The organism is Cupriavidus sp. D39, assembly GCF_026627925.1.
Lineage (GTDB): Bacteria > Pseudomonadota > Gammaproteobacteria > Burkholderiales > Burkholderiaceae > Cupriavidus > Cupriavidus ulmosensis.
In genome coordinates, this window is record NZ_JAPNLE010000009.1 from 1,039,777 (window position 1) to 1,065,314 (window position 25,538).

At 65.5% G+C, this 25,538-nt stretch carries 22 protein-coding genes and 7 pseudogenes; 10 read left to right on the forward strand and 19 right to left on the reverse strand.

The window, feature by feature from the left end:
• Nucleotides 1–13: 13 nt before the first annotated feature.
• The 5 genes and pseudogenes from OMK73_RS16665 (at nt 14) to OMK73_RS16685 (ending at nt 5,055) form a co-directional block, all read left to right on the forward strand.
• Nucleotides 14–993 (forward strand): annotated as a pseudogene (locus tag OMK73_RS16665) (quinone oxidoreductase family protein).
• 9 nt (nt 994–1,002) lie between these two features.
• Nucleotides 1,003–1,851, forward strand: a complete 849-nt coding sequence (locus OMK73_RS16670; RefSeq protein ID WP_267602997.1) for a TauD/TfdA dioxygenase family protein — start codon at nt 1,003–1,005, stop codon at nt 1,849–1,851.
• A 55-nt stretch (nt 1,852–1,906) separates the two neighbouring features.
• Nucleotides 1,907–2,964 (forward strand): annotated as a pseudogene (locus OMK73_RS16675) (3-keto-5-aminohexanoate cleavage protein).
• A gap of 110 nt (nt 2,965–3,074) precedes the next feature.
• Complete coding sequence (locus OMK73_RS16680) at nt 3,075–4,415, forward strand: MFS transporter (RefSeq protein ID WP_267602998.1); 1,341 nt, start codon at nt 3,075–3,077, stop codon at nt 4,413–4,415.
• Between the two features lie 46 nt (nt 4,416–4,461).
• Nucleotides 4,462–5,055: an RBBP9/YdeN family alpha/beta hydrolase gene (locus OMK73_RS16685; protein ID WP_420715655.1), complete on the forward strand. Its 594-nt coding sequence runs from the start codon at nt 4,462–4,464 to the stop codon at nt 5,053–5,055.
• Nucleotides 5,056–5,437: 382 nt separating this feature from the next.
• Here OMK73_RS16685 and OMK73_RS16690 read toward each other — a convergent pair whose 3' ends face one another.
• The 5 genes from OMK73_RS16690 to OMK73_RS16710 all read right to left on the reverse strand — a co-directional run bounded on the left by OMK73_RS16690 (nt 5,438) and on the right by OMK73_RS16710 (nt 9,562).
• On the reverse strand, nt 5,438–6,421 hold the full coding sequence (locus OMK73_RS16690) for a Bug family tripartite tricarboxylate transporter substrate binding protein (RefSeq protein ID WP_267603000.1): 984 nt from the start codon (nt 6,419–6,421) through the stop codon (nt 5,438–5,440).
• A gap of 46 nt (nt 6,422–6,467) precedes the next feature.
• Entirely contained in the window at nt 6,468–7,454 is a 987-nt protein-coding gene (locus OMK73_RS16695; RefSeq protein ID WP_267603001.1) for a Bug family tripartite tricarboxylate transporter substrate binding protein, read from the reverse strand.
• A gap of 61 nt (nt 7,455–7,515) precedes the next feature.
• A complete protein-coding gene (locus OMK73_RS16700) occupies nt 7,516–8,667 on the reverse strand; it encodes a mandelate racemase/muconate lactonizing enzyme family protein (protein WP_267603002.1) in 1,152 nt (383 codons plus the stop codon).
• Between the two features lie 11 nt (nt 8,668–8,678).
• Complete coding sequence (locus OMK73_RS16705) at nt 8,679–8,975, reverse strand: TauD/TfdA dioxygenase family protein (protein WP_267603003.1); 297 nt, start codon at nt 8,973–8,975, stop codon at nt 8,679–8,681.
• Nucleotides 8,976–9,007: 32 nt separating this feature from the next.
• Entirely contained in the window at nt 9,008–9,562 is a 555-nt protein-coding gene (locus OMK73_RS16710; RefSeq protein WP_267603004.1) for a TauD/TfdA dioxygenase family protein, read from the reverse strand.
• 109 nt (nt 9,563–9,671) lie between these two features.
• Here OMK73_RS16710 and OMK73_RS16715 point away from each other — a divergent pair, with 109 nt between their 5' ends.
• From OMK73_RS16715 to OMK73_RS16720, 3 genes and pseudogenes are all read left to right on the forward strand, one after another.
• A complete protein-coding gene (locus OMK73_RS16715) occupies nt 9,672–10,598 on the forward strand; it encodes a LysR family transcriptional regulator (RefSeq protein ID WP_267603005.1) in 927 nt (308 codons plus the stop codon).
• A 135-nt stretch (nt 10,599–10,733) separates the two neighbouring features.
• Nucleotides 10,734–10,853, forward strand: a pseudogene (locus OMK73_RS39275) (integrase); the annotation flags it as partial.
• A gap of 36 nt (nt 10,854–10,889) precedes the next feature.
• Nucleotides 10,890–11,154, forward strand: a pseudogene (locus OMK73_RS16720) (IS6 family transposase); the annotation flags it as partial.
• Nucleotides 11,155–11,228: 74 nt separating this feature from the next.
• Here the strand turns inward: OMK73_RS16720 and OMK73_RS16725 are convergent.
• From OMK73_RS16725 to OMK73_RS16790, 14 genes and pseudogenes are all read right to left on the reverse strand, one after another.
• Nucleotides 11,229–11,744, reverse strand: coding sequence for a PaaI family thioesterase (locus OMK73_RS16725; protein ID WP_324291745.1), 516 nt, complete (start codon nt 11,742–11,744; stop codon nt 11,229–11,231).
• Nucleotides 11,680–12,450, reverse strand: coding sequence for an enoyl-CoA hydratase/isomerase family protein (locus OMK73_RS16730; RefSeq protein ID WP_267603006.1), 771 nt, complete (start codon nt 12,448–12,450; stop codon nt 11,680–11,682). Before OMK73_RS16730 ends, OMK73_RS16725 begins: the two co-directional genes overlap by 65 nt.
• Nucleotides 12,451–12,456: 6 nt before the next feature.
• Nucleotides 12,457–13,119 (reverse strand): 4-carboxy-4-hydroxy-2-oxoadipate aldolase/oxaloacetate decarboxylase, encoded by a 663-nt coding sequence (locus OMK73_RS16735; RefSeq protein WP_267603007.1) that lies wholly within the window; start codon nt 13,117–13,119, stop codon nt 12,457–12,459.
• A 2-nt stretch (nt 13,120–13,121) separates the two neighbouring features.
• Nucleotides 13,122–13,783, reverse strand: a pseudogene (locus OMK73_RS16740) (RraA family protein).
• A 4-nt stretch (nt 13,784–13,787) separates the two neighbouring features.
• Nucleotides 13,788–14,443, reverse strand: a pseudogene (locus OMK73_RS16745) (RraA family protein).
• A 32-nt stretch (nt 14,444–14,475) separates the two neighbouring features.
• Nucleotides 14,476–15,474 (reverse strand): protocatechuate 3,4-dioxygenase, encoded by a 999-nt coding sequence (locus OMK73_RS16750; RefSeq protein WP_267603008.1) that lies wholly within the window; start codon nt 15,472–15,474, stop codon nt 14,476–14,478.
• A 16-nt stretch (nt 15,475–15,490) separates the two neighbouring features.
• Entirely contained in the window at nt 15,491–16,696 is a 1,206-nt protein-coding gene (locus OMK73_RS16755) for a CaiB/BaiF CoA transferase family protein (protein WP_267603009.1), read from the reverse strand.
• A 26-nt stretch (nt 16,697–16,722) separates the two neighbouring features.
• On the reverse strand, nt 16,723–17,175 hold the full coding sequence (locus tag OMK73_RS16760) for a Zn-ribbon domain-containing OB-fold protein (RefSeq protein WP_267603010.1): 453 nt from the start codon (nt 17,173–17,175) through the stop codon (nt 16,723–16,725).
• Nucleotides 17,172–18,335 carry a thiolase domain-containing protein gene (locus tag OMK73_RS16765; RefSeq protein ID WP_267603011.1) on the reverse strand — a complete coding sequence of 388 codons (1,164 nt, stop codon included), beginning with the start codon at nt 18,333–18,335 and terminating at the stop codon, nt 17,172–17,174. Before OMK73_RS16765 ends, OMK73_RS16760 begins: the two co-directional genes overlap by 4 nt.
• Nucleotides 18,332–19,357, reverse strand: a complete 1,026-nt coding sequence (locus tag OMK73_RS16770) for a Bug family tripartite tricarboxylate transporter substrate binding protein (RefSeq protein WP_267603012.1) — start codon at nt 19,355–19,357, stop codon at nt 18,332–18,334. The genes OMK73_RS16765 and OMK73_RS16770 overlap by 4 nt, the downstream gene beginning before the upstream one ends.
• Before the next feature lie 43 nt (nt 19,358–19,400).
• Nucleotides 19,401–20,528 carry an acyl-CoA dehydrogenase family protein gene (locus OMK73_RS16775; RefSeq protein WP_267603013.1) on the reverse strand — a complete coding sequence of 376 codons (1,128 nt, stop codon included), beginning with the start codon at nt 20,526–20,528 and terminating at the stop codon, nt 19,401–19,403.
• 14 nt (nt 20,529–20,542) lie between these two features.
• Nucleotides 20,543–21,751, reverse strand: coding sequence for an acyl-CoA dehydrogenase family protein (locus OMK73_RS16780; RefSeq protein WP_267603014.1), 1,209 nt, complete (start codon nt 21,749–21,751; stop codon nt 20,543–20,545).
• Nucleotides 21,752–21,760: 9 nt separating this feature from the next.
• Nucleotides 21,761–22,324, reverse strand: coding sequence for an acetate--CoA ligase family protein (locus OMK73_RS16785; RefSeq protein WP_267603015.1), 564 nt, complete (start codon nt 22,322–22,324; stop codon nt 21,761–21,763).
• Entirely contained in the window at nt 22,288–23,865 is a 1,578-nt protein-coding gene (locus tag OMK73_RS16790) for an acetate--CoA ligase family protein (protein WP_267603016.1), read from the reverse strand. Before OMK73_RS16790 ends, OMK73_RS16785 begins: the two co-directional genes overlap by 37 nt.
• Nucleotides 23,866–24,428: 563 nt before the next feature.
• On the opposite strand from OMK73_RS16790, the gene OMK73_RS16795 reads away from it, so the two are divergent.
• Together OMK73_RS16795 and OMK73_RS16800 are read left to right on the forward strand one after the other, a co-directional pair.
• The gene (locus OMK73_RS16795; RefSeq protein ID WP_267603017.1) at nt 24,429–25,136 is read left to right on the forward strand and encodes a GntR family transcriptional regulator; all 708 of its coding nucleotides are present in this window, start codon (nt 24,429–24,431) and stop codon (nt 25,134–25,136) included.
• A gap of 12 nt (nt 25,137–25,148) precedes the next feature.
• Nucleotides 25,149–25,400, forward strand: a pseudogene (locus OMK73_RS16800) (RidA family protein); the annotation flags it as partial.
• Nucleotides 25,401–25,538 lie beyond the last annotated feature (138 nt).

The window sequence follows — 25,538 nt, forward strand, 5'->3', positions numbered from 1 at the left end:
AGGAGGAGTCAACATGCCACACGCCATTCGAATCCATGAAACCGGCGGCCCGGAAGTCTTGCAATGGGAGGAGGTCGCCGTGGGCGATCCGGGTCCCGGGCAGGTGCGCTTGCGCCATGAAGCCGTTGGCCTGAACTTTGCGGACACCTACTTTCGCTCGGGCCTGTACCCGATGCCACTCCCGGCCGGCATGGGCGTTGAAGCCGCCGGCGTGGTCGAGTCCGTCGGAGCCGGCGTCAGCCAGGTCGCGGTGGGCGATCGCGTCACCTATACGGGCTTTCTGAATACGCTCGGCGCGTACAGCACCGAACGCCTGATCCCGGCTGCGGCGCTGATCAAGCTGCCCGCCGGCATCGCCTGCGAGACAGCTGCCGCCATGACCATGCGCGGCCTGACTTCCGCTTACCTGATGCGCCGCATCCACGCTTTCAAGCCCAACGACACCATCCTGCTGCACGCCGCCGCCGGCGGGTCGGCCTGATCGTCTCGCAATGGGCGAAGCTGCTCGGCCTCACCGTGATCGGCACGGTGTCGAGCGAGGCCAAGGCGGCCGTCGCCCGCGCCCACGGCTGCGACCATATCATCGACTACAGCCGTGAGGACGTGGCCAAGCGTGTGCGCGAACTGACCGACGGCATCGGCGTCAACGTAGTGTTCGACAGCGTCGGCAAGGACACCTTCGAGGCTTCGCTGGATTCGCTCAAGCGCCGCGGCCTGATGGTCTGCGTGGGCACCGCCTCGGGCCCGATCCCGCCGTTCAACCCGCAATTGCTGGCAATGAAAGGGTCGCTCTACCTGACCCGCCCGGCCCTGGCCGACTACATCGCCGACCCCGCCGAAAAGAGGGAACTGGCGGATGAACTGTTCGCCCATGTCGCGGCCGGCCGCATCCGGATTGAGATCAACCAGCGCTACGCCCTGCAGGATGCGGCACAAGCCCATCGGGACCTGGAGTCGCGCAAGACCACCGGATCCTCGATTTTCGCGGTCTAGGAGGGCATCATGCGTGTCGAACAATTGACTTGCGCCATCGGCGCCGAGCTGACCGGCGTCAACCTGGCCGATGCCATCCACGATGGCGACCTGTTTGCGCAGATCCGGTCTGCGCTCATCCGGCACCGCGTGGTGTTCCTGCGCGACCAGGACATGACGCGCGCCGAGCACGTCGCCTTTGCGCGCCTCTTTGGCGAGCTGGAAGACCACCCGGTAGCCGGCAGCGACCCCGATCATCCCGGCCTGGTGCGGATCTACAAGAATCCGGACCAGCCGAACGATCGCTACGAGAACGCGTGGCACTCGGATGCCACCTGGCGCCCGGCCCCGCCCCTCGGCTGCGTACTGCGCTGCGTGGAGTGCCCACCGGTGGGCGGCGACACCATGTGGGCGAACATGGTCCTGGCCTATGAAAACCTGCCCGAGCACATCAAGAGCCAGATCGCCGACCTGCGCGCGCGCCACAGCATCGAAGCCAGCTTCGGCGCCGCCATGCCAATCGAGAAGCGCCTTGCGCTGAAGGCCCAGTTCCCGGACGCCGAGCACCCGGTCGTGCGCACCCACCCGGAGACCGGCGAGAAGGTGCTGTTCGTGAATGGCTTCACCACGCACTTCACCAGCTTCCACACGCCGCAGCGTGTTCGCTACGGCCAGGACGGAAATCCGGGCGCTAGCCTGCTGCTCAACTACCTGATCAGCCAGGCCAATATCCCCGAGTACCAGGTGCGCTGGCGCTGGCAGCCCAATAGCGTGGCGATCTGGGACAACCGCTCGACCCAGCACTACGCCGTCATGGATTACCCGCCCTGCCATCGCAAGATGGAGCGCGCCGGAATTATTGGCGACACCACGTTCTAGGCGGTCGACAGGCTTAGCGCAATTGAATCTGCCCCAATCCGACATGGAGTAACAAATGCAATTTCTCGACGATTCCCTGCATCCCGAAAACCAGGACAAAGTAGTCATCACCGTGGCGCCCTACGGCCCCGAGTGGATGCCGGCGGATTTCCCCGAAGACATTCCGGTGACCATGGAAGAACAGGTGCAGAAGGCCGTTGACTGCTACAACGCGGGGGCCACGGTGCTGCACCTGCACGTACGCGAACTCGATGGCAAGGGCTCCAAGCGCCTGTCCAAGTTCAATGAGCTGATCGCCGGCGTGCGCGCCGCGGTGCCCGACATGATCATCCAGGTCGGTGGCTCGATCTCGTTTGCGCCGGAAGACGACGGCCAGGCCGCCAAGTGGCTGTCGGACGATACGCGCCACATGCTGGCTGACCTTGACCCCAAGCCGGATCAAGTGACGGTAGCCATCAATACGACGCAAATGAACATCATGGAGCTGCTCTATCCGGAATACCTGGAGGGCACCTCGCTGGCCAACCCGGCTTTCCAGACCGCCTACAGCGAAATGACCGTGCCGGCCGGCCCTGCCTGGGTCGAGGAGCACCTGAGGCGCCTGCAGGCCTCCGGCATCCAGCCGCATTTCCAGTTGACGGGCATCCATGCGCTCGAAACGCTTGAGCGCCTGGTGCGCAAGGGCGAGCCTACACGGGACCGCTGAACCTGACCTGGATCGGTATCGGTGGCGGCTTCGACGGTCCGAATCCGTTCAATTTCGTCAACTTCGTCCATCGCGCGCCGGATGGTTGCACGCTGACCGCCGAATCGCTGTTGAAGAACGTCCTGCCGTTCAACATGATGGCCATGGCGATGGGCCTGCACCCGCGCTGCGGCATCGAGGACACCATCATCGACCAGCACGGCAAGCGCATGACCTCGGTGCAGCAGATCGAGCAGTGCGTGCGCGTCGCCCGCGAACTCGGCCGCGAAGTGGCCAACGGCAAGCAAGCGCGCGAAATCTACAAGATCGGCGTGCAGTACAAGGATGCCGACGAAACCCTGGCAGTGCATGGCATGGCGCCCAACCGCAAACCGGGCCAGGTGAACCTGCCCTTGCGCGCGGCCTGACGCCAGCCTGGGCAAGCGGGTGGGCGAAGATGCCCGTCCGCTTGCCACAGATCGCAAAATCTTCGCCTCATTCGCGACGCCATAGCGGCATCAGACCGCAGGAGACTTTCATGGGACAGTACCTTTCCGAGACCGCCCCCGCGGACACGGATCTCACCGCCAAGCCGGCACGCTCGCATGCCTACGCGTGGCTGGTATTCGCCCTAATCTTTGCGCTCCTGCTGTCCGACTACATGTCGCGGCAGGTGCTCAATGCCGTCTTTCCTCACCTGCGGCTCGAGTGGGGCCTGTCCGACGCCAAGCTCGGCTCCCTCAGCGGCATCGTCGCGCTGATGGTCGGGCTGTTCACGGTCCCGTTCTCGCTGGTGGCCGATCGCTGGGGCCGCGTCAAGAGCCTGGCCCTGATGGCGCTGCTCTGGAGCTGCGGCACGCTGGCATGCGCGCTCTCCGCCAGCTACGGGCATATGCTGGCCGCCCGCTTTTTCGTCGGCATTGGCGAGGCTGCCTATGGCAGCGTCGGGCTGGCCGTGATCCTGAGCATCTTCCCGCCGTCCATGCGTGCCACCCTGACCGGCGCCTTTACTTCCGGCGGCATGTTCGGCGCGGTGCTCGGCATGGGGCTGGGCGGCGTCGTGGCGGCGCGCTTCGGCTGGCGCACGGCGTTTATGGCCATGGCCGTATTCGGCCTGGTCGTCGTGCTGATCTACTGCGTGACCGTTACCGAAGGCAGGCTCGCGCGCCGTGCGGCAGGGGCACCGGCCACGCGCCGTGCCGCGGTGCCAGGCCATGCGCGTACGCCCTTGCTGGCGACATTGCGTGGGCTCTTCTGGGCACCATCGCTGGTATGCGCCTATGTCGGCAGCGGCCTGCAGTTGTTCATCGCTTACGCGATCATGGCCTGGATGCCGAGCTACCTGAACCGTTACTACGACATGCCAGCCGACAAGGCCGCTCTGCTCGCCGCCGGGCTGCTGATCGTCAGCGGCGTTGGCATGACCTTGTGCGGGATGCTGACGGACTGGGCAAGCCGCAAGGCACCGGGCCGCAAGCTAACGCTCGCGATCACCTTCTGCCTCGTATCGTGCGTGCTGCTGTTGGCGGGCTTCCGCCTGCCGCCGGGTAGCGCGCAGTTGCTGCTGATCGCTTGCGGCTTGCTGCTGGCAATGGGTACCTGGGGCCCGGCCGGCGCCATGGTGGCGAATCTCACCCGCCCCACGACCCACGCAACCGCGCTGGCGATGCTGACGCTGGCCAACAACCTCCTTGGCGCGGCGCCTGCGCCCTACCTGACGGGCGTGCTCGCCGACAGGATCGGCTTGCTGGGTGCCCTGCAGCGGATTCCGCTGATGTCCCTGGGCGCTGCGGCGGTGTTCTTCATTGCCCGGTCGCGCTACCTGCGGGACCTGCGGCTTGCCGAGTCGCGCAATGAAGCGGACAACGCCGCAACCTGAGCCCTCCGACAATGCCTTTATCCGTTGAGTAGACAAGATGCATCACATGGAAATGCCCCCGAACGTCATCGTTCCCGGACTGCGCGAGCACGTGCCGGAACACTGGCAGACCTTGCTGGCCGAGAAACTACGCACCGCCGGGCGGCAGGTCTGCATCGTGCCCCCGCTGGAGCAAGACAAACTTGACTGCGCCGTGCGCGTCGCGGCCCTGGAACGCACGCTGGCGAGCCTGCGGGAGCCGGCCTTGCTGGTGGCCCACAGTGCCGGCGTCATGATTACGGTGCACTGGGCGCGCCGTTCCGCGCGCCCGGTACGCGCCGCCTTGCTGGCCGCGCCGCCCGACTTCGATCATCCGCTGCCCGACGGCTATCCGGACCAGGATGCGCTGCGCCTGAACGGCTGGACGCCGGCACCGCGCACAACATTGCGCTTCCCGAGCATCGTAGCGGCCAGCCGCAACGATCCGCTCAGCCGCTTCGAGGAAGCCGCAGGCCTCGCCCGTGCATGGGGCAGCCAGCTGGTCGACCTGGGTAACGTAGGTCATCTCAACCCCGCCTCGGGATATGGCGAGTGGCCACGTGCCGAGTCGCTGCTCAGGGAGCTAGCCGAACTGTCCGGGCTGGAACCGCGGAAAGACTGACAGGCCAGGCCAGCCCCCCGATCGCCAGCGTGCGTCAAGCCGGATCTCTCGCTTAGCTTCGGCTCGATCTGTTCCTGACCTCTGGCGTCTATCGCCGCTACGCCGAGCGCTTCATGCGCCCAGAACAGATCGATGAAGTTGATATTGCGCTGTTTGTGGCTAATGGTGTACGGAGCGGTCAAGCAACAGCTTGACGCATAGCGAACACTCAGTGCCTGGGGCCACTACGCCACTGACGTATGGTGTTGAGGGAAGCCGTTAAAAAGCCTGGGACGCCAGCGTACACCGGAGTATCGTCTTCGTAAAAACGGGCGCTGCCATGCGATGCACGGTCGAGTGATCGACCGGGACGAGACAAAGGGCAAACGGCAACGAGGCCGGATCAACGTTCCGCACGCACGCCGGTAGTCTGGGCGATCTGCTGCCAGCGGGCAGCATCGTCCGCCAGGTATTCCGCGAACTTGGCGCTGGGCAGCGGCGTGACGATGCTGCCTTCGCGCGCCAGCCGGTCGCGCACCGCGGGAAGCTGCATGATCTTCAACAGGGCGCCGTTGAGTTTTTCCACGATCGCCGGGGACGTGCCCGCCGGTGCCAGTACTCCCGACCAGAAGCTCACCACGAAGCCCGGCTGGGCTTCCTGGATCATGGTCGGTACCCTGGACAGGGCGGGCAACGGTTCCTTCGTTGTGACAGCTAGCGCGCGCACGCGGCCATTCTTGATATAGGGCAGCACGGGCAACACATTGCTGAACATCACTTGCACCTGCCCCGCCATCAGGTCCGCCATGGCCGGGCCGCCGCCCTGGTAGGGCACGTGCGTCCAGTCGAGCCCCGCCTTCTTCTTCAAGAGTTCCGTGGCGAGTTGCTGCGGCGAGCCAACACCGGTGGAGGCATAGTTCACGGCGCCCGGGTGCGTCTTTGAATAGCTCAACAGTTCAGCGAACGATTGGGCCTCTAGCGTGGAAGACGCGACCAGCACGAACGGCGACTCGGACAATAGCGTCACCGGCACGAAATCCTTCGTCGGATTGACCCGGCTCTTGGCGTCGACGGCCGGGTTGATCGTCACGTTGGCGGTTGCCATCAGCAAGGTGTAGCCATCGGGAGCGGCACGCGCGGCGGCTTCGGTGCCGATCGCGCCGGAGGCGCCGCCGCGATTGACGACCACGATGGGCTGGCCGAGCGCCTTCGACAACTCAGCCCCCACCACGCGCGCCAGGATGTCCGTTCCGCCCCCGGGCGGGTAGGCGACAATCATCTGAATCGGCTTGGTCGGGTAACGAGCGTCGTCTTGCGCCACTACGGGCTGCACGGTCGCCGCCAGCGTGGCGAGCGCGGCCGCCATGCCCCATTTCGCATATGTCATCGTTGTCTCCATATTCCATTCTTCGCGCTATCCGGACTCATGTCGGCTATTCCGCACGGATGCCGGACTGCTTGACGATCTGCGCCCACTTGCGCACCTCCTCGCGATGGAAGGCGGCAAATTCCGCCGGCGTATCGACCACGGGATCCACATATAGTGCCGCGATTCTTGCCCGGACGTCCGGGGTGGACAGCACCTTGGTTATCGCACTGTTCAAGGCGGCCACCACCTCCTGCGGCACCTTCGCCGGCGCAAACACGCCGAACCAGCCTAGTTGCTGCAGCTCGGGCATGCCCTGCTCACCGAACGTCGGCACCTCGGGCAGCAACGGCGAGCGCTGCGCCGAGTTCACCGCAATGGCCCGCACCCTGCCGTCCTTGATAAAGGGCATCACCGCACCGGTCGTCACCACCATCGTGCTGATCTGGCCGCCGATCAGGTCGGTCAGCGCAGGGTTGCTGCCGCGGTAAGGCACGTGGCGCATATTCACGCCGGCAAGCTGCGCCATGCGATAGCCCAGCAGGTGCTGGGGCAACCCGATACCGGGAGAGCCGTAGGTCATCGCGCCGGGCTGGGCCTTGGCAGCCGCCAGCAGTTCACGCAGCGACTTGATAGGCGAGTTCGCCGCCACCACCAGCACTTCCGGCGCAGTTGCCACCAGGCTGATCGGCGTGAAGTCGCTGACCGGGTCGTAGGGACTCGGATGATGCATGGCCGGCACGATGGCATGGGTTGCGGCATGCCCGAGGATCAGCGTGTAGCCGTCCGCCGGCGCGGCCTGGACATATTTGGTGCCGATCAGGCCCGAGGCACCGGCGCGGTTTTCTACTACCACCGGCTGCTTCCACATGACGGACAGCCGCTCCGCCAGCACGCGGGCCAGGAAGTCGGTGCCGCCGGAGGGCGGACCCGCCACGACCAGCTTGACGGGCCGGTCCGGGAAGGTGCCCGCAATCGCCGTGCCGGCGGATGCCACCATCATGAGCGCGCCTAGCCCACGGATCATCGCATGGCGCAGCTGGGTCGTATTCATCGTTGTCTCCTGAAGCCTCTGCGTGCGCCTTCTGCGCGGCGCTATGCCTTGTCGCACCGCTCTAGCGTCGCGTAGGCGACGCGGGTCGCGCGTGGAACGCCTTGCTGTCGCGGGTATGGAAAGCGAGCACCTCGCGATCGATCTCCGGCCAATACCCGGCGCGAAGCCGGATGGCCCCCTGGCTGAATGGCAGCGGATTCGCAAACAGCCGCTGGCGCACTTTCAGGAAACCGTTCATCTCGCCGGCGTTGTCGATGGTGTGCGCTGCCACGCAGGCCTCCATCCAGCAGCCGATCTCGATGGAAACGCCATCGCCCATCACCGGCGTCATGCCAAGTTCGCGGATGCGGTGCAGCGCATCGCGCAGCATTCCGGCATTGCCCACCTTCTTGAGCTTTAGCTTGACGAATCCGACATTACCGATACCCGCCGCGCGCTCGATTTCCTCCATACCGTAGATGGATTCGTCGAGCATGACCGGTACCGTCGATACCGCGGCCACGGCAGCGTTGTCGTCCCAGTCGTCGGCGCCGCAGGGCTGCTCCAGCAGCTCGATGCCGTGCGGCTGCAAGCGCCGCGCAAAGGCGATGCCATCCTTGCGGCTGAAGCCGCGGTTGGCGTCCAGCCGCAAGCTGGCGCGCCCCGCCACCGCCGCCTGGATCGTATCCAGCCGGTCCAGATCGTCCTGCCAGGCGTAGCCGACCTTCACCTTGAGCGTGCAAAAGCCCTGGGCGATCAGGCTGTCGACCTCGTCCCGGATGCGGGCTGGCTCATGCTCCTGGCAAGGCGCCAGCAGCGGCACGTCCACGTCGTGGCCAGGATGCAGCATCGGCTCGCCACCCAGCATGTCCAGCGCGGCCAGGATGGCGCTGACCACGCCTGGATTGGGCAGGATCCAGGCCGTCACCAAAGCCGCGGCCTGGTCCAAGCGCAGCCCGACAATCCGCTCGGCCAGGGTGGCGGCCACTTGCCAGGCGCCCTCAATGGACTCATGCGTATAGCCGGGGATGATCAGTGCCTCGCCCCAGCCGCAGCGCCCTTCGCTGTCCCGGATCTCGATCACGATGGGATCGAACAGCCTCAGGTCGCCCGACGATAGGCGGTAAGGCGCGATCAGTGGAAAGGCGAGTTGGTGCACGGTAACGCAATCGATGCCCACGGCGGCGCTCCAGGGAAAATTGGCTGTATGCGTCACATCGGGTAGTGCATGCATGGCCCCACTCCTCACACTACCGCCTCGCCGGTGATCTGCGTGCGGTACATCAGGCGCCGCGTGAACGGATCGAAACTGTCGCGCCGGTGCATCGTGCAACGGTTGTCCCACAGGATCATGTCGCCGAGCTGCCACTGCTGCCCCCAGACAAATTCCGGCTGCGTGGCATGGGCCCAGAGCGCATCAAGCAGCGCCTCGCTCTCTTCGAGCGGCAGGCCGGCCAGGTAGGCGTTGCGGCGACGCCCGAGAAACAGGCAACGCCTGCCCGTGACCGGATGGGTGCGCACGACCGGATGCACGGCGCCCACGGTGTGACGGGGATCCGTGATGTCACGAAAGCCTACGCGCAGCTCCCCGCGCTATTGCGGCTGGCGTCATGTACGCAGCGCAGGTGATCCGCGCGTTCCTTGAGCTCGCCTGGCAGGGTTTCGTAGGCGCGATACATATTGGCGAAATGGGTGTCGCCGCCTGTCGGCGGAATCTCCACCGCATAGAGCGCGCTGCCCTTGGGCGGCGTCGCGTTGTAGGTCATGTCCGAATGCCACACCGCCTCGTACGATCCCAGGCCGCCGACCGGTTTGCCGTCGACAAGCACGTTCGAGAGCACTGTGATCTCCGGATGCTGCCAGGCGAAGTCCTGGCCCATCTTCTGGCTGGCCACCGGGGCGCGGTCGAGGTCGCCGAACAGCCGGGAGAAATCGGCGAGCCGCTGCAGCGGCACTTCGCCGTTGCCCCGAAAGCGCAGCACCAGGTGCTCGGCCCAGGCCTGCCTGACCTGGCGCAACTGGTCGGCGGACAAGTCCTGCCGGATGTCCACGCCAATGACGTCGGCGCCGAGCGCCTTGCCGGAGGGGACGATTTCGATCGAGGCGACAGCGAGAGCGGCTTCGGCCATGGCGGATTTCCTTGCGCTTGGTGGTTGGGAATGGCTCCACAGTAGGCCTGGCGGATTTATCCGTCCAATTTCATTATGTGATAGATTTATTTGTCAACGATATAAATCCATGAAATCGAAAATCACGCTGCGCCAGCTGGAAGCCTTCCTCGCCGTGGGCCGTACGCTCAGCTTCAGCGAGGCCGCCCGGCAGGTCCACTTGTCCCAGCCAGCGCTGAGCGCCACCGTGCGCAAGCTGGAAGAAAAGGTCGATGCGCAGCTCTTCGACCGCACCACGCGTCACGTGGCGCTGACCCCCGTCGGTGTGGAACTGCTCGGCATCGTGGAGGGGCTGTTCGAGAACTTCGACAGCGCATTCGCAGCCGTGCGCGACTTTGTGGACGGCAAGCGCGGCCGGCTGGCAATTGCGGCATCGCCCTCACTGGCGGCGGCATTCCTGCCAGAGGTGATCGTCGCATTCGAGGCGGCGCACCCCGGTGTCGTCGTGCAGGTGCATGACGCCCTGTCGGACGTCTCGATCGAATTGGTGCGCCAGGGCACAGTCGACCTGGCACTGGCTCCGGTCAAGGCCGACGAGCACGACCTGCTCTACCGCGAGCTGTTTCAAGATAGCCTGGTGCTGCTATGCCATACCGAGCATCCGCTCGCGCAGTCACGCACGGTGACCTGGCGGCAAATGCAGCCCTACCGCCTGATGTCCCTGAAGAGCACCAGCAGCGTACGCCACCTGATGGAAGCCGCGTACCTGCAGCAAGGCCGCGCACTAGCCCCCGCCTTCGAGGTGGAGCATGCTAGCACCGTCATCGGCTTTGTCGCCAACGGCCTGTGCGTGGGGGTGTTGCCGCTGTCCCTGCTGCCGCTGCTCAGGGTTGGACAGGTCACCTACCGGCGTATTACGCATCCCGAGATACAGCGCACCATCTGCGCGATTACGCTAAAGGCGCGCACGTCGTCTCCGGTCGCCAGGGCATTTCTCGAGCTCTGCGGCGAGTTCGCGCAAAAGAGAAAGGGCCCGGTAGCCAATGCCGGTCGCTAACGGCGATATACCGAGATCGCAGCACGGGCAGGCGTACTTGACGCGAGCGCCGACCATCCCGGGTGCGCCTCACCGCCAATAACTCTGAGTCCTTCTCTGTCAGTTCAACCTCACAAAGCTGCGCTTCAAAGAGCAAGCCGGGCCGCGGTGCTGGCCAGTGCCTCGGCGCACTGGCCGCGCCATACGGCGGGTTCGCATATGACGGACCAGCAGCTGGACCTGCGTTTCGTAAGAGACAATTTCGGGCCCGCATCGTGCCACGTTGCCGTAGCGGCCGAGTAAGATGGCGCGATGAGCAAAGCTAAATCGCTCTATCACGGCCATCGGTTCCCCGCGGCAGTGATCAGCCACGCCGTGCGTTGGTGTCTCCGCTTCAACCTGAGCCTGCGCAACATCGAAGAGCAGTTGTTCGAGCGCGGCGTGGTCGTGAGCTATGAAGCGACTCGCCGCTGGTGTGACAAGTTCGGCGCGGGCTTCGCGCCGCAAGCCCGACTGAACCTGGCATCTCGACGAGGTGTTCGTGACGCTGCGCGGCGAACCCTACCTGCTGTGGCGCTGCTGTGGCGCACCGTCGATCTGCCGATACTGCGGCCCGTGATCGTCAACGTGACAACGCCTGCGGTACTCCTCTCACTTCGTCCCAACAATTATGCAAGTTGCAGTGGCGGTGGCAACAAGCCTGCCATCCTGCAGCAGTTCCCCACTGACGTTGCACACTTCCTTGCCCCGGCGAACCAGGCTGGCACGCCCAAGCAGAGGACCAGTTCGCGCTGGGCGCAGGAACGAGACATTGAGGTTCAGCGTGGCGCAAAATTCATGTTCGGCCAGCGTGGCTGTAACCAGGAAGGCCGTCACATCGTCCAGCATCGCACTAAGCATGCCGCCCTGCACTTGCCCGGCCGGGTTCAGAAAAGCGGCGGTCGCCACATACTCCGATTCGAGCGTCCCTGCGCTGAGATCCACTGCGACAATCCTTCCGCCCAGCGTGGTCGAAATCGGCGGTGGCGCAATAGCGCCGCGCTGCAGTCTGGCGAAATAGCTATCCAGCGACATCGTCATGAAATCCTCCCGGCTCTCGCCATCAGCATCCCCTAAACCGCGGCGCGCGCTTTTGCTGCCACGCCAGCGCGCCTTCACGCAAATCATCCGACGCGTCGGCCTGTGCGATATCGCGGGCTATCTCGTCAGCGTCCAGCCTGCCCGCGGCGATCCGGTTGAGATGCTTCTTCATGCCCAGCAGCGCGAGCGGCGCCATGCCCGCGAGCGTGCCGCTCAGTTCCACAACCATCTGTTCCAGTGCGTCGGCTGATGAAGCCAACCGGTCCAGGAAGCCACAGGCCAGCATCTCCTGCGCATTGAACTTGTCTGCCATGAGCAGCAGCCGCTTGGCTGTCGGCAAGGCCAGCCTCGACACATAACGCTCCAGTCCGCTACGGTAGAACAGCAACCCCAATCGCGCCGCCGGCACAAACATCTCGCAGGCGGGCACCCCGATGCGAAAGTCGCAGGCCAACGCCAGGTCCGTGGCGCCCCCGTACACGCCGCCGTTCAGCACGGCGATGGTGACGGGCCGCGCCTGCTCCAGCGCGTTGGCCAGTGCCTCGAAGCGTGCGCCGGCGTCGTCCGCGGCCACATTGCCGATATTGAAGCCGCTGCAAAAATGCCGGCCCATCGCGCCAAGGCGCAGCACGCGCACCTCATGGCGAGCATCGATGGCTGCCAGGTGCGCGCGCAGCAAGTCAAGATCTTCAAGCTCAAGCCGGTTTGCTACCGCCGGACGCCGCAGCGTGATGGTGGCCACATGGCCGTCGATGACAAGCTCGGGCGCCTGGCCAGTGACAGTTGTGCTCATGCGGCCTCAGTGAAAGCCATAGATCTGCATGGTGGACTCGCCCGCCTCGACGCGCGCAAGGATTGCCGCCTCGTCGGCTTCGCGCCGCCGGGCTTTTTCCACTACCTCGGCGGCCCCGCCGCGCGGCAGCACAACGACACCGTCGCTATCGCCAACCACCAGGTCGCCCGCCGCGATCCGGCAATCGCCAATCAACAACGGCTCATTGAGCCAACCGATCGCGCCATAGTCCTTGCCGGTGCCGCGAATGCACAAGCCGCGCGCAAAGACCGGGAATCCGATCTGCTCGAGCAGCACGCCATCGCGCACGCACGCGTCGATCACCAGGCCTGCCAGGCCGCGCACCTTGGCGGCGGTGGTCATGATCTCGCCCCAGTAGCCATGTTCGTAGACGCCGCTGGCGTGGACGACCAGCACGTCGCCGGGCCGGGCGAGGTCGAGCGCCCGGTGCAGCCAGAGGTTATCGCCCCCGGGAGAATGCACCGTCAGCGCCGGGCCACACAGGCGGAACTCAGGCGCGACCGGCTTGATGGCCGAAGGCAGAGCGCCGATCTTTCCGCCCGCCTCGTGCAGGGTCGCGGTCGGCAGCGCGCGCGCCGCCTCGACCACGTCAGGCGCCACGCGTGTGAACTCGCGGCGGGTGGTACTTTCAGCGTCATGCTCTTTCATACTCATGCCTCCCTGGTCTGCAACTGGTGATAGTGGAACTGCCGGCGCGCTTCATCGAGCCGCATGCCGCCGCGCACCGCTTCGCGGATCGCGTTCTCCGCTCGTTCCACCTCTTCCGCTGTGTCAAGCACCCTGGCTTCGTGCTCCTTTGGGATCACCACCACGCCGTCGGCGTCGCCGCGCACGATGTCGCCGGGCTGCACCCGCGCGTCGCCAATGTTGACCGGGATATTGACGGCTTCGACCTGCACCCGGTCCTTCCCGGTACGCATCCAGTGGTCTTTACTGAACACCGGGTAGCCCAGCTCCGTGCACAGGGCGACGTCGCGGCACACGCCGTCGATCACGGTGCCGGCGATGCCGCGGCGATGCGCGATCTCGGTCAGGATGTCGCCCCATACGGTGGCATTGTCCCGCCCGCCGTTGTCGAGCACGAGCACGTGCCCGGGGGCACGTCGTCGATATAGTCGCCCACCGTACCCGGCGGATTGGATGCCGGACCGTACAAGAGCGTGTACGCGCGGCCAGCCATGCGGAAGCTACCGCTGCCTGGCTTGATCCGGTAGCACTGGCCCACAATGCCCAGCTTGTCGAGGGCGTCGCTCAGGGTTGCGGTATCGAGCTTGCCGGCGCGTTCGACGTTGATATCCTTGGTATCGCTCATTCTCTCAATCCGTAAGCATGTGTTCGTAGTTTCCCCCATCACCTCACTGATCGGGGTTCCCGCAAGAATCGCCTTGGCCATCCTGGCTTCCTTCGCAACGATGGACTCCGCGGCCTCGAGCACGCGCTCGATGTCGCGTGCAGCGATAAAGATCACCGCGCTACGATCGGCCAGCACGTAGTCACCTGCCTTCACCTTGACCGCGCCGATCTGCACCGGCACGTTGGTTCCCTTTTCGACCACACGACCGCGAGCAGTGAATGCGGTGAGGCTGCGGCTAAAGATGGGGAAGTCGTAGGCCAGGGCTTCGTCTATGTCACGCACCGGGCCGTCGGCCACCACACCCGCGACGCCTCTCGCCTTGGCGCCCAGCGACAGCAGCCCACCCCAGCTACCAGCCTCGATGCCGCTCTGCTGTTCGACCACGATGATGTGGTCCGGCCCCGCCTCCTCGATGGCCGTGCATCCCAGGTGCCGGGGCGGGCCAGGTGGCGGCTCTCCGGTGCCGAGCCTGACCGTGACGGCCCGGCCCGCGATGCGGCCGGCGCCGGAGCGCTGCGGCAGCCCGGTAACCGCGCCGGGCAGTTGCAGCTTATCCAGCGCATCAGAAACCGCGCAGCAATCGAGCCGGCGCAGGCGTTGTACGTTGGTGTCTGTCATAGCGGTGTCCTGTAGCGAATAAGATAACGGCATCATGGCAAGGTGCGCCAGGCGGCGAAGCACAGGCCGGTTCCGGTCAGTGCCGGGCTGCGGTAGCCGGGCGTGTAGGACACCCATTCGAGGTCCAGCTCCTTGACCGCTTCGACGACGATCAGCCAATTGCGGATTTCCGAGCTGCCGGCCTGCAGCTGCCTCGGGTCCAGCGAAGCGAGATAGTCGATGTTCTTCTCGCTGATCGCTTTGATGATTGACTCGTCGAGCGCCTCGTCGACGACAAAGTGGCTCAGACCGCCGGAAGCCAGCACGCCGACGCGCAAATCTTCCGGGTAGGCGGCGATGACCTCGCGCAAGGCGGCCCCAAGCTGCACACAGCGGCGCGGCGTAGGCTGGTTGGGCGGATCGAACGTGTTGACGATCACCGGAACGATCGGCAGGCTGGTGTCCTGCAGATAGCGCCGGTGGATAAACGAGAAGGCGTGGCCCTCGAATTGCCCGTGTTCCAGTCCGTCCATGGCCGCGATGTCGAAGTTGCGATCGCACAGCTCGCGGATCATCCAGCGTCCCATTTCGCCATGCACCGGGTAGTCACGGTCGGCCTCGGGTTCCTGGCGTGCCATGCGCGCCTTCTTGTACCAGCCGTCCGACGTCCCCAGTTCGCTGCGGGCGTTGCGAATCGTCTCTCCGTAGTAGATGGCGAAGGCCGGGTTGTTGGTCGTGCGGAACAGCTCGGTCTGGTCGTCGCCGACCACAAGCAGCACGTCCAGCCTGGCCGCCCGGATGCGCTCGCGCAGTTCATCCATGGCCGCCTCGACGCGGTCGTAACGCTCGCCCATCCGGTCAGGCGTTACCATCGCCTCGGCCTCGGCGGGCGCGTTGGCGAGCAACGTCGCATACGTGGTGGGATTGCCAGCGCGATCGTAGTAATGCGGGTTCTTGGGATCGATCTGGCGGAAACCGTGTTGCCAGTCTTCGCGTTGGGAGACCAGCATGATGCTGTGCGACGAGCCGAATGCGGCAACGAGTCTTGCCATTGCTATGTCCTTGGAATCAAACAATAAAACCGGCACGCAACGCTTCGATGCGCTGCTCGGAATAGCCGAGTTCGGCCAGGATCGCCTGCGTGTCGCAGCCCTGCTCGGGCGCCGGACGGGCCTGAGCTTCGCGCGGATGGCGCGACAGCCGAATCGGCTGGCCGACCAGCGAGATGTCGCCGAGTTCCGGATGCGCCATCGGCCACGCCATGGCCAGGTGCCGGACCTGCGGGTCGGCAAAGACCTGATCGATGTTGTGGATCGGCCCGCAAGGCACGCCGGCCTTGAGCAGGCGCTCGGTCCATTGCGCGGTGGTCCGGCCCAGCAAGGCCTCGCCGATGGCGGCATTGACGCGCGCGCGGTTCTGTACCCGCTCCGGATCCGTTCCCAGGCCGGGCTCGGTCACCAGGTGCGAAACCTCCAGTGCCTCGCACAGCCGCGTCCACATGGTCTGCCCGATCGCTGCGATGTTGAGGTAGCCGTCCTTGGTGGCGAACACGCCGGTCGGCACGGTCAGGGGATGTTCGTTGCCGCTCTGCACCGGGACCTTCTTGTCGATCAGCCATTGCGCGGCCTGGAAGTCGAGCATGGCAATCTGCGCTTCCAGCAACGAGGTCTGCACCCACTGGCCCTCACCGGATGCTTCGCGCTCCAGCAGTGCCGTGAGGATCCCCATTGCGCAGAAGTGCCCCGCGCACAGATCGGCAATCGGTATGCCAACCCGCATCGGTCCCTCCCCTGGCTTACCGGTCACGCTCATCAGGCCACCCATGCCCTGGGCAATCGAGTCGAAGCCCGGCCAGCGCGCATAGGGACCATCCTGCCCAAAGCCGGAGATGCTGGCGTAGACCAGGCGCGGGTTGATCTCGCGCAGCGCCTCGGGGCCGATACCCAGGCGGTCCTTGACGTCGGGGCGGAAGTTCTCGATAAACACATCGGCGCGCCGGACCAGCTCTTGCAGGATCGCCAGCCCCTCGGGCGACTTCATATTGAGGGTCAGGCTTTCCTTGTTGCGATGCAGGTTTTCATAATCGGCGCGGTTATGATCGCGCCCGCCGATCATGTCGTCGCCACCCGGCGCGCCGGGCGGGATCTCGAGCTTGATCACGCGCGCGCCCATGTCCGCGAACAGCCGCACGGCAGTCGGGCCGGCGCGCACACGCGAGGCGTCGATAACGGTGAACCGGGACAACGCGCCTTTGCGCTCGGACTTGTCCTGCATGGATATCTCCTTCATGGACGCTTCTCTCAGGCAGGGGTGAACATGGGAACGGCGTGTCCGCCTTCGCTTGGCTTGAACACCACCTTGACGCGCTGGCCGATGGTGACAAGCGCAGGATCGCAATCGACCAGGTTGCTCATCAGCGTGACGCCTTCATCCAGGGTCACGAAGGCCAGGGTGTAGGCTGCCTCGCCGCGGCCCATGGTGCTGAACGAATACACCGTGCCGGTGCCGGCCGCGCCGGTCCATTCGGTCCGCTCGCTCAGGCAGTGGGGGCAGATGTCACGCGGGTAGAAATGCGTCTCTCCACAGTCGGCGCAGGTCTTGACCAGCAAACGGCCTTCGTCGGCGGCGCTCCAGAACGGCAGGCTCTCGGGCAGCGCGCGCGGCGCCGGAATCTTGCGCGGACCGGAGGGCGCGGCTGGTCCCGCGGCGGACTTGACGGGCGGCGTAGCCTTGGATGTGTTCATCGTAGTCATACCCTTTCCAGAATGAGCGTGGCCGCGGTATGGCGCGAGGCGAGCGCACCGCCAATGCCGCTGGCAATCGCCAGGTCGCAGTTCTTCACCTGCACGGCGGGATGCGCCTCGCCGCGCAATTGCCGCACCGCCTCGATTACCTTGGTGACACCGCCCCGGTTGGCCGGATGGTTGTTGCACAGCCCGCCGCCATCCGTATTGAAGGGAAGCCGTCCCACCCCGGCAATGAGACCGCCATCCGCGACAAACCTGCCGCCCTCGCCCTTCTTGCAAAAGCCCAGGTCTTCAAGCTGCATCAGCACCGTGATGGTGAAACTGTCGTAAAGGGAGGCGTACTTGATGTCGGCTGGCGTGACGCCGGCTTCGGCAAACGCAGCCGGGCCTGACCAGGCAGCTGCCGACCATGTCAGGTCGATCTTGCCGCCCATTGCATGCTTGGGCGCTTCGCCAGTGCCGCGCACCTTGACCAGCGGGCGTTTGAGCTGCTTCGCGATCTCGGGCCGCGCCACGATCAAGGCGCCGCCGCCATCGCTCATCACACAGCAATCGAGCCGGTGCAGCGGGTCCGAGATCATCGGCGAGTTCACTACGTCTTCCACCGTCACCACGTTGCGCAGCATGGCGTGCGGATTGTGCTGGGCGTGATGGGACGCCGCCACCTTGATCCACGCCAATTGCTCGCTGGTGGTACCGAACTCGTACATATGGCGCTTGGCAACCATGCCGTAGAGGTTCTGCGTGGCCGGGCCGAAGGGCAGCTCGAAGGCAAGCTCCGGCGCGTCGGGATCGGGCGCTTTCAGCGACAGCGCGGCACCGGCGGCGCGTGGCCTGCCTGCCAGCGTAATCAGCGCTACATTGCAGCGGCCAGCAGCAATGGCTTGCGCCGCGTGCGCAACATGCAGGATGGGCGCCGAGCCGCCGCACTCCGTGGAGTCGACGTGCCGCACCTTGAGCCCAAGGTACTCGACCATTGTCGTGGTGCCCAGGCCTGGTGCATCGCCAGCGCAGAAATAGCCATCGATGTCGCTCTTGCTCAGGCCGGCGTCTTCCAGCGCGCCCTTGGCGACGTCCGCGTGCAGCCGTACAACCGACAGTTCATCGGCCTTGCGGGTGGGATGCTCGTACGCCCCCACGATATAAGCGCTTCCGTTCAGACTCATGGCGTTCTTGAAATGTAGGTGGGAAAGCAGGCGCGGGATGCGTCACTGCTCGGGGTGAAGCCGCTAGCCTTGATCACTGGTCCCCAGTAGGCCAGTTCCTTGCGCTGGAGCTGGTCGAGCTCGGCGGCCGAACGGAAGTCCGGGTTCAAGGCCGCCTTGCTCATCAGGATGCTACGTACCTCGGGCAACGCCAGCACCTGCTTTAGCGCGGCCTGCATGCGCTCGATCTCGGCCTTGGGGGTTTTGCCCGGCGCCCAGACGCCGGCCCAGGCATCGCCTGTCGCAACCTTGACACCCTGCTCCATGACGGTCGGCACATCCGGCATGACGGGTGAGCGCTTGTCGCCGAACACGCCGATCACCCTGACCTGGCCGCCGCCCTGATGCTGCGCGATGTCGCCCGCGGTCATCACGGCAGCCGGCAGCTGGCCGCCAAGCAGGTCGGTGGCCAAGGGGCCGTTGCCGCGGTACGGCACGACATTGAGCTGCAACCCGGCGGCCTTGGCGAACTGCAGTCCGGTGAAGTGGGTCTGGCCGCCGAGCCCCGCTGTGCCGAACACGCCCTCCTTCGGATGGCTCTTGACCCAGTCCACGTACTCTTTGACGTTGGTGGCGCCGGTCCTGCTGCTGACGGCGAGCGCCAACGGATACGACACCACCACGGCCACCGGCGCCAGGTCCTTCAGCAGGTCGTACTTGAGCACCGACGGTGGATAGAGCAGGCTCGGGAAGATGCTGGTGGCGTTGGGCGCGACCATATAGGTGAGCCCGTCCGGCGCACTGTTCTTCAGCACCTCGGTGGCCATCCGGCCACCGGCGCCCGGCCTGTTCTCGACGATCACCGTCTGGCCCAGCACGCCGTGCAGCTTGTCGGCGAGCACACGCGCCACGGTGTCCGTAGAGCCGCCGGGCGCGAAGCCTACCAGCAGGCGAATGGGAAGCTTGCTCTGGGCCTGGGCGCCAAACGCCAGTCCCAGGGCCATTACGCAGAACGTAGTCTTGATGGATCGGATGAAAGCCATGTCTTGTCTCCTGTCTGTCGTCTTTTTCGGGAAACGCTCGGCTCTACGGCCGCTGCGCAAACCTTTGCAGATGATGCGACGCGTCGCCGAAGAGCTGGTTGATGACCAGCAGACGCTTGGCGTAGTGGCCAGCGCGGCATTCGTCGGTCATACCCATTGCGCCGTGCAGCTGGATTGCCCATTGGCCCACCTGGCGCCCGGCCTGGCCGATCACGACCTTGGCGGCAGACACCAGCCGGCGCCGCCGCGCGGGGTCGCCCGCATCCACTGCCATGGCGGCGGCGCAAGCCATCGATTTGCTCTGTTCGAGCGCGATCAGCATGTCGGCCACGCGGTGCTGGAGCACCTGGAACTTGGCCAGCGTCGTGCCGAACTGCTTGCGCGTCTTCAGGTGCTCGGCAGTGAGATCGATCAGCGCTTCCAGCGCGCCGGCCGCTTCGGCGCACAACACGGCGCTGGCGCGGTCGATGGCGGCTTCGATAAGCGGCGACGCGTGGCCAGCGTCGCCAAGAATGGCATCGCTGTCGACCTGCACGCCATCCAGCACGACATGAGCAGCATGGCGACCATCCAACGTGGCGAAACCGTGCACCGCTACGCCGGGCGTCTTCGCGTCGACCAGGAATAGCGTCAGTCCGTCGTCATCGGCCACGTCTCCCGCAGTACGCGCAACCACGATGAAGGCATCGGCGCCGCCGCCTTCGAGCACCAGCGTCTTGCGCCCCTCGATGCGCCAGCCATCGGCGCTCGTCTGCGCCCGGGTGCGCACCCGCGACAAGGCGTAGCGCGAGTCGGCCTCACTGGCGGCGAGCGCCAGCTTGCACTTGCCGGATGCCACCGCCGGCAACCATCGGCTGCGCTGCTGCGCCGTACCCGCCTGGTCCAGCAACTGCCCGGTCAGCACCACGCCCGACAGCCAGGCACCGCCGCCGAGGCACCGCCCCAGTTCCTGCGCCACCAGCATCAGTTCGACCGTGCCCTGGCCGCTGCCGCCGAATTCGCTGTCGAAAGGCAGGCCCAGCAGGCCCAGCTCGGCCATGCTGGCCCAGCGCTGGGCGCCAAGCTCCGGCGCTTCCGGATTGCCGCGCTGGTGCGCGGGGTATTCGCCATCGCAAAAGCGGCGCACCGCGTCTTGCAAGGCGATATGGTCGTCGGTAAAGGAGAAATCCATGGTCCGGTTCTGGTTCAGGCCGCGAGAAAGGCCTTGCTGATGAGGTTGCGCTGCACTTCGTTGACGCCGCCATAGATCGACAGCTTGCGCGAATCGAGATAATTCGCCGCCAGCGCCGCCACCGAGGGCGGACTGGCTGCATCGCCCGGCGTGCTTTGCTCGTAGCCTGGCGCACCAAGCAGCGCCGCTTCGTCAAAGGGCACGGCATGCGGCCCCGCCACCTCGACCAGCAGTTCATAGATCGCCTGGCGCAGTTCGGTGCCGCGCACCTTCAGCATGGACGCCTCCACGCTTGGCACCCGGCTGCGCTGGTTGGCCCCGAGCATGCGCAGCGCCGTGTACTCCAGCGCCATCAACTCGATCTCGAACTGCGCGAGACGAGACTGCAGCAGCGCGTCGTCGCCCAGGCCCTGCTCATCGGCGAGTACGCGAGCACGCGCAAGCTGCTGCTTGCACGAGCCGATGCCGGCGATGCCGGTGCGCTCGTGGCCGAGCAAGTATTTGCCGTAGGACCAGCCTTTGTTGATTTCGCCCACCAGGTTCTCGACCGGCACCCGCACATTGTCGAGGTAGCACTCATTGAGGTCGGTGCCGCCTTCAAGCATGCGGATCGGCCGCACTTCCACGCCGGGCGAAGCCATGTCGATCAGCACGAATGAAATGCCCTCTTGCGGCTTGGCCGCATTCGGGTCGGTGCGCACCAGCGCGAACATCATCGAGCACCAGTGCGCGTATGAAGTCCAGACCTTGTGCCCGTTGACGATGAAATGGCTGCCGTCGGGCTCCAACACCGCCGCGGTACGCACCGCCGCCAGGTCCGAGCCGGCACCCGGCTCCGAGAATCCCTGAGCCCACCAGGTATTGCTGTGGCGAATGTCCGGCAGGTATTTCGCCTTCTGTTCCGGCGTACCGAATGCAATCAGCACCGGCCCCAGCATCTGGATGCCGCTGGCGATGATGCGCGGCGCACCGCCGAGCAGCGTCTCCTCATCGAAGATATAGCGCTGCAAGTGACTCCAGCCAGGGCCGCCATGCTCGACAGGCCAGCCCGGCGTGATCCAGCCGCGCGCCTCGAGAATGCGGAACCAGGTCACATAGTCGGCATGCTCGAGCCGCAGCCCGAGCTCCACCTTGCGCTTGATATCGGCCGGGAGCCGGGCCTTGACGAAGGCGCGCACTTCCTGCCGAAAAGCTTCGTCGGCGGCGGAGAATTCTAGTTGCATGGGAATTCCTCAGGCAGCTGGGTTGCAGACCACCAGCGCATCGAGCGCCAGCACGCGGTCGGGATAGGCAACCAGCGGATTAATGTCGATCTCGATAATCTGGGGACTGGCCCGCATCTGCTCGCCGACCAGCGCCACCACGCGCGCCACCGCCGGCACGTCCACCGCTGCCGCGCCGCGGATACCCTTTAGCAGGGACGCGGCCTTCAGTCGCCCGAGTTCCTCAACGATGTCGGCCTCGGCCATGTCGGCGGGAATCAGGCGCACATCCTGCAAGGCTTCGATCCACACGCCGCCCAGGCCAACCAGCACGACAGGCCCCCAGTCGGCGTCGCGCTTGGCGCCCACCACGAGTTCCAGCCCGCGCGCGCCCATCGCCTCGACCAGCGCGCCATCGAGCTGCAAGTCGGGCCTGTGCGATGCCACGTTGGCGTGCAGTTCGTGCCAGCCCGCCCGCAATGCCGCCTCGTCGGCCAGGCCGACGATCACACCGCCGACATCGCTCTTGTGCGGCAGCGCGCTGGCTTGCGCCTTGATCACGACCGGGTAGCCGATCCGCGCGGCGATGCGCACCGCCTCGTCGGCGCTGCCAGCGAGCGCCCCTCGGGCACCGCGATACCCGCGGCCGCCAGCCAGGCCTTGCCCTGGTATTCGGCGAACACACCGGACGGCGGTACGGGAGCCGGCAGCGGCAACGCGCGCGCCGCACCCTGGCTGGCACGCGCGGCACGCTGCAAGGCCTCGCCGTAAGCCGCCACGCGCGCCAGGGCGCGCAACGCACGGTCAGGCGAGCGGAAGAATGGCACGCCGCTGGCGCGGATCGCATCCACGAAGAACGGCTCGATCGGGCCATTGTCGCCGGTGATCACCAGCACCGCCGGCTTGGCCGCCTGCGCAATGGCCGGCAGGATATGCTCGGCTTTATCGCGCTGCGCCACCTCCGGGCCGGCCGGGATGCTCAGCACCATGCTGCCGATGTGCTCGTCGGCCAGCATGGCGAGCAGGATCTCGCCGATCAGCCCAGGCTGGCGTACGCCGATCGTGGTGTAGTCCAGCGGGTTCTCGGCTACCGCATAGCCCGGCAGCAGGCCGGTGAGGCGCTGCGTCGTCGCTGCAGTCAGGGCGGGCAGTTCCAGGCCAAGCCCGTCGCAGAAGTCCAGCGCAATATTCTTCATTGCGCCGGACCCGGTCATAAAAGCCGGCCCGCCGCTGGGCGGAACCGGGAAACGCAGCAAGACTGCCGCTGCGTCAAAGAGCTCATCCAGGGAATTCACCAGTACCACCGCCTCGCGCGCCAGTGCCACCGAGGCGGTGGCATGATCGCCGGCCAGCGCACCGGTGTGAGACTGCGCCGCCTCGCGCGCCCTTGCGCTCTTGCCCGGCATCAGCATCACGATGGGCTTGCCGACGGCGCGTGCCTGGCGCGCCAGTTGCAAGAAGAGCCGCGGCCGGCGCACCTGTTCCGCATAGACCGCGATGACGCGCGTCTGTGGATCAGCGATGTAGTACGCCAGCACGTCTTCGATACCGACCGAGGCCTCGTTGCCCGTCGAGACGGTCGCCGTCAACGGCAGGCCGCGGCCCATCACAGCATCGCGCAGGTTGGCAGCCATGGCGCCGCTTTGCGCAACCACGCCGATGCCCGGGCGGCCGTTGCACGGATAGGACTGCACCGGCTCGAAGGTCACCGGCACGCCGGCCTCGAAGTTAGTGAAACCCATGCAGTTGGGTCCCAGCAGCAGCATCCCGGCATCACGCGCCACAGCGGCAAGCGCATCCTGCCTGGCCCGGCCTTCCTCGCCCGCTTCGGCATAGCCGGAGGCAAACAGCACTGCGGCATGCGTGTGGCGGGCGGCCAGTCCACGCACGGCCTCTAGCACACCGGCCTCCGGAATCGCCAGCACAGCCAGATCGATCCCCTCGGGCAACTCCCCCACCGTCTTCACGCAAGCCCGGCCGTTGATCTCGCTGCTGCTGCGGCTGACCAGGTGGATGGCGCCCGCATAGCCGAAGCGCTCCAGATTGGCCAACACGAAACCGCCGAAGGAACGCGGGTCTGCGGACGCGCCGACGATGGCGATCGATTGCGGCTTGAGGATACGGTCTACCGGCATGGCGGCGTGACCGGAAAGATCGCGGACTGATGCAGGACTGCGCATGGAAATAAGGCCTTTTGAGATGGGGTTCCGGACGCGACCAGGAAGGTCTCAACCGAGGTGTTTGACCATTGTGGCATACCACAACACCGTTTTCAATACACCAGAATCAACTACTGAAATCCATCTCTCAGTGATTTCCCTTAGTGATACTGGCTGGTAGCGATGCCTGGCCCGGCAGTCACCGAGTGATTTCAATCGATGGTGGCACAGATCCCGAAGATAGCGCGAAGGTCTTTGTTTATAAGGCATTTCCGAAGGGACCAGGATGGCTGTAGGTGCCCTCGGAAGTACTGGCAGCATGTCGATCAAGTGCTGTTTTCCACCCGCGACCCAGCAACAACCCAGCAACAACCGCTTTTTTCCAGGCACCAGAAAAATATTCTGTTTGCATACCAGAAAGCTGTTGTTGTATATTTTTTGGCAACCCCGGTCTAATCGCCGGCCGTGACCTTCAACGTAAACCGCTGATGACTTCAACCTCCGTTCGCACCCGCCCTCTCCCTAGCGAGGGGATGGCCTTGTCCGCGGCAGCCGATCCAGTGCCGCGCACGGGCCTCGCCATAGACATTCGCGCCACGCTGGAGGAGGAAATCGAAAAAGGCATCCTGCCACCTGGCAGCGCGCTGGATGAGCGTGCGCTGGCGGTCCGCTTCGACGTGTCGCGCACGCCCGTTCGCGAAGCGTTGCAGCAGCTTGCGGCACGCGAACTGGTCTGTATCGCGCCGCGTCAGTGTGCAACCGTGGCGCGGCTTTCGATCAGCAAAGTGCGGGCAATGCTCGAATACGTGGGGGAACTTGAGTCGCTGTGCGCCAGGCTGGCCGCCCGGCGAGCCGACGAAAGCCTGCACGCCACGCTCGACGCGGGCATTCACCACTGCCGGCAAGCCGCGGAGACAGGCGGCCAGCAAGCGTATGCGGCCGCCAATGCCCTGTTCCACGAGGCAATTTACGCGGGCTGCCGCAATACGTATCTGGCCGAGCATATCCGCCAGGCACGCAGGCGCCTGCAGCGCTACCGCACCCAGGATTTCCTGAACAGGAGCCAGATCGCCAGGTCCCTGAGCGATCACCAGGAGATCGCGCGCGCCATCCAGTCCGGTGACGAACTGCAGGCAGGCGCCGCGATGCTGTTGCACGTGCCCGCCGGTACCACCGGCTTTTCCGAGTTCCTGGCCACTGTGCCGATGAACTTCTTCGCAGGCGAAACCAGCACCGAAACGCCCTGACAGAGGCATTCCATGACACGTACGCTCCGCTCGCTCGATGTCCCCGGCCTGGCGCACAACGCGCCGATCCCGGTCGGCGCTCGCGTGGGCAACATCATCTGCTCCTCGGCGATTGCCGGCAAGGATCCCGCCACAGGCAGACTCCCGGCGGATGCCGCTGCGCAGGCGGAACTGGCCTTTTCGAACCTGCAGCGGCTGCTTGAAGTCGGGGGCGCGACCCTCGCCGACCTGGTCAAGCTCACCGTCTACGTGAAGGACAACAGCGTGCGCGAGGCGGTCAACGGTGAGTGGCTGCACTATTTCCCGGACCCCTCGACCGTCCCGCGCGGCACATCGTCGTACACGACCTCCAGCACGGCATGTTGCTGCAACTTGAATGCATGGCCGTTGTGGCCAGCGAAA

Bases quoted from the DNA above. Each gene is read 5' to 3' on its own strand.
- OMK73_RS16765 (WP_267603011.1), bottom strand. From the start codon at position 18,335: ATGAGTCTGAACGGAAGCGCTTATATCGTGGGGGCGTACGAGCATCCC.
- OMK73_RS16690 (WP_267603000.1), bottom strand. From the start codon at position 6,421: ATGACATATGCGAAATGGGGCATGGCGGCCGCGCTCGCCACGCTGGCG.
- OMK73_RS16735 (WP_267603007.1), bottom strand. From the start codon at position 13,119: ATGAAAGAGCATGACGCTGAAAGTACCACCCGCCGCGAGTTCACACGC.
- OMK73_RS16755 (WP_267603009.1), bottom strand. From the start codon at position 16,696: ATGCAGGACAAGTCCGAGCGCAAAGGCGCGTTGTCCCGGTTCACCGTT.
- OMK73_RS16670 (WP_267602997.1), top strand. From the start codon at position 1,003: ATGCGTGTCGAACAATTGACTTGCGCCATCGGCGCCGAGCTGACCGGC.
- OMK73_RS16715 (WP_267603005.1), top strand. From the start codon at position 9,672: ATGAAATCGAAAATCACGCTGCGCCAGCTGGAAGCCTTCCTCGCCGTG.
- OMK73_RS16725 (WP_324291745.1), bottom strand. From the start codon at position 11,744: ATGATTTGCGTGAAGGCGCGCTGGCGTGGCAGCAAAAGCGCGCGCCGC.
- OMK73_RS16695 (WP_267603001.1), bottom strand. From the start codon at position 7,454: ATGAATACGACCCAGCTGCGCCATGCGATGATCCGTGGGCTAGGCGCG.
- OMK73_RS16790 (WP_267603016.1), bottom strand. From the start codon at position 23,865: ATGCCGGTAGACCGTATCCTCAAGCCGCAATCGATCGCCATCGTCGGC.
- OMK73_RS16730 (WP_267603006.1), bottom strand. From the start codon at position 12,450: ATGAGCACAACTGTCACTGGCCAGGCGCCCGAGCTTGTCATCGACGGC.
- OMK73_RS16700 (WP_267603002.1), bottom strand. From the start codon at position 8,667: ATGCATGCACTACCCGATGTGACGCATACAGCCAATTTTCCCTGGAGC.
- OMK73_RS16760 (WP_267603010.1), bottom strand. From the start codon at position 17,175: ATGACTACGATGAACACATCCAAGGCTACGCCGCCCGTCAAGTCCGCC.
- OMK73_RS16680 (WP_267602998.1), top strand. From the start codon at position 3,075: ATGGGACAGTACCTTTCCGAGACCGCCCCCGCGGACACGGATCTCACC.
- OMK73_RS16770 (WP_267603012.1), bottom strand. From the start codon at position 19,357: ATGGCTTTCATCCGATCCATCAAGACTACGTTCTGCGTAATGGCCCTG.
- OMK73_RS16780 (WP_267603014.1), bottom strand. From the start codon at position 21,751: ATGCAACTAGAATTCTCCGCCGCCGACGAAGCTTTTCGGCAGGAAGTG.
- OMK73_RS16750 (WP_267603008.1), bottom strand. From the start codon at position 15,474: ATGGCAAGACTCGTTGCCGCATTCGGCTCGTCGCACAGCATCATGCTG.
- OMK73_RS16710 (WP_267603004.1), bottom strand. From the start codon at position 9,562: ATGGCCGAAGCCGCTCTCGCTGTCGCCTCGATCGAAATCGTCCCCTCC.
- OMK73_RS16685 (WP_420715655.1), top strand. From the start codon at position 4,462: ATGGAAATGCCCCCGAACGTCATCGTTCCCGGACTGCGCGAGCACGTG.
- OMK73_RS16775 (WP_267603013.1), bottom strand. From the start codon at position 20,528: ATGGATTTCTCCTTTACCGACGACCATATCGCCTTGCAAGACGCGGTG.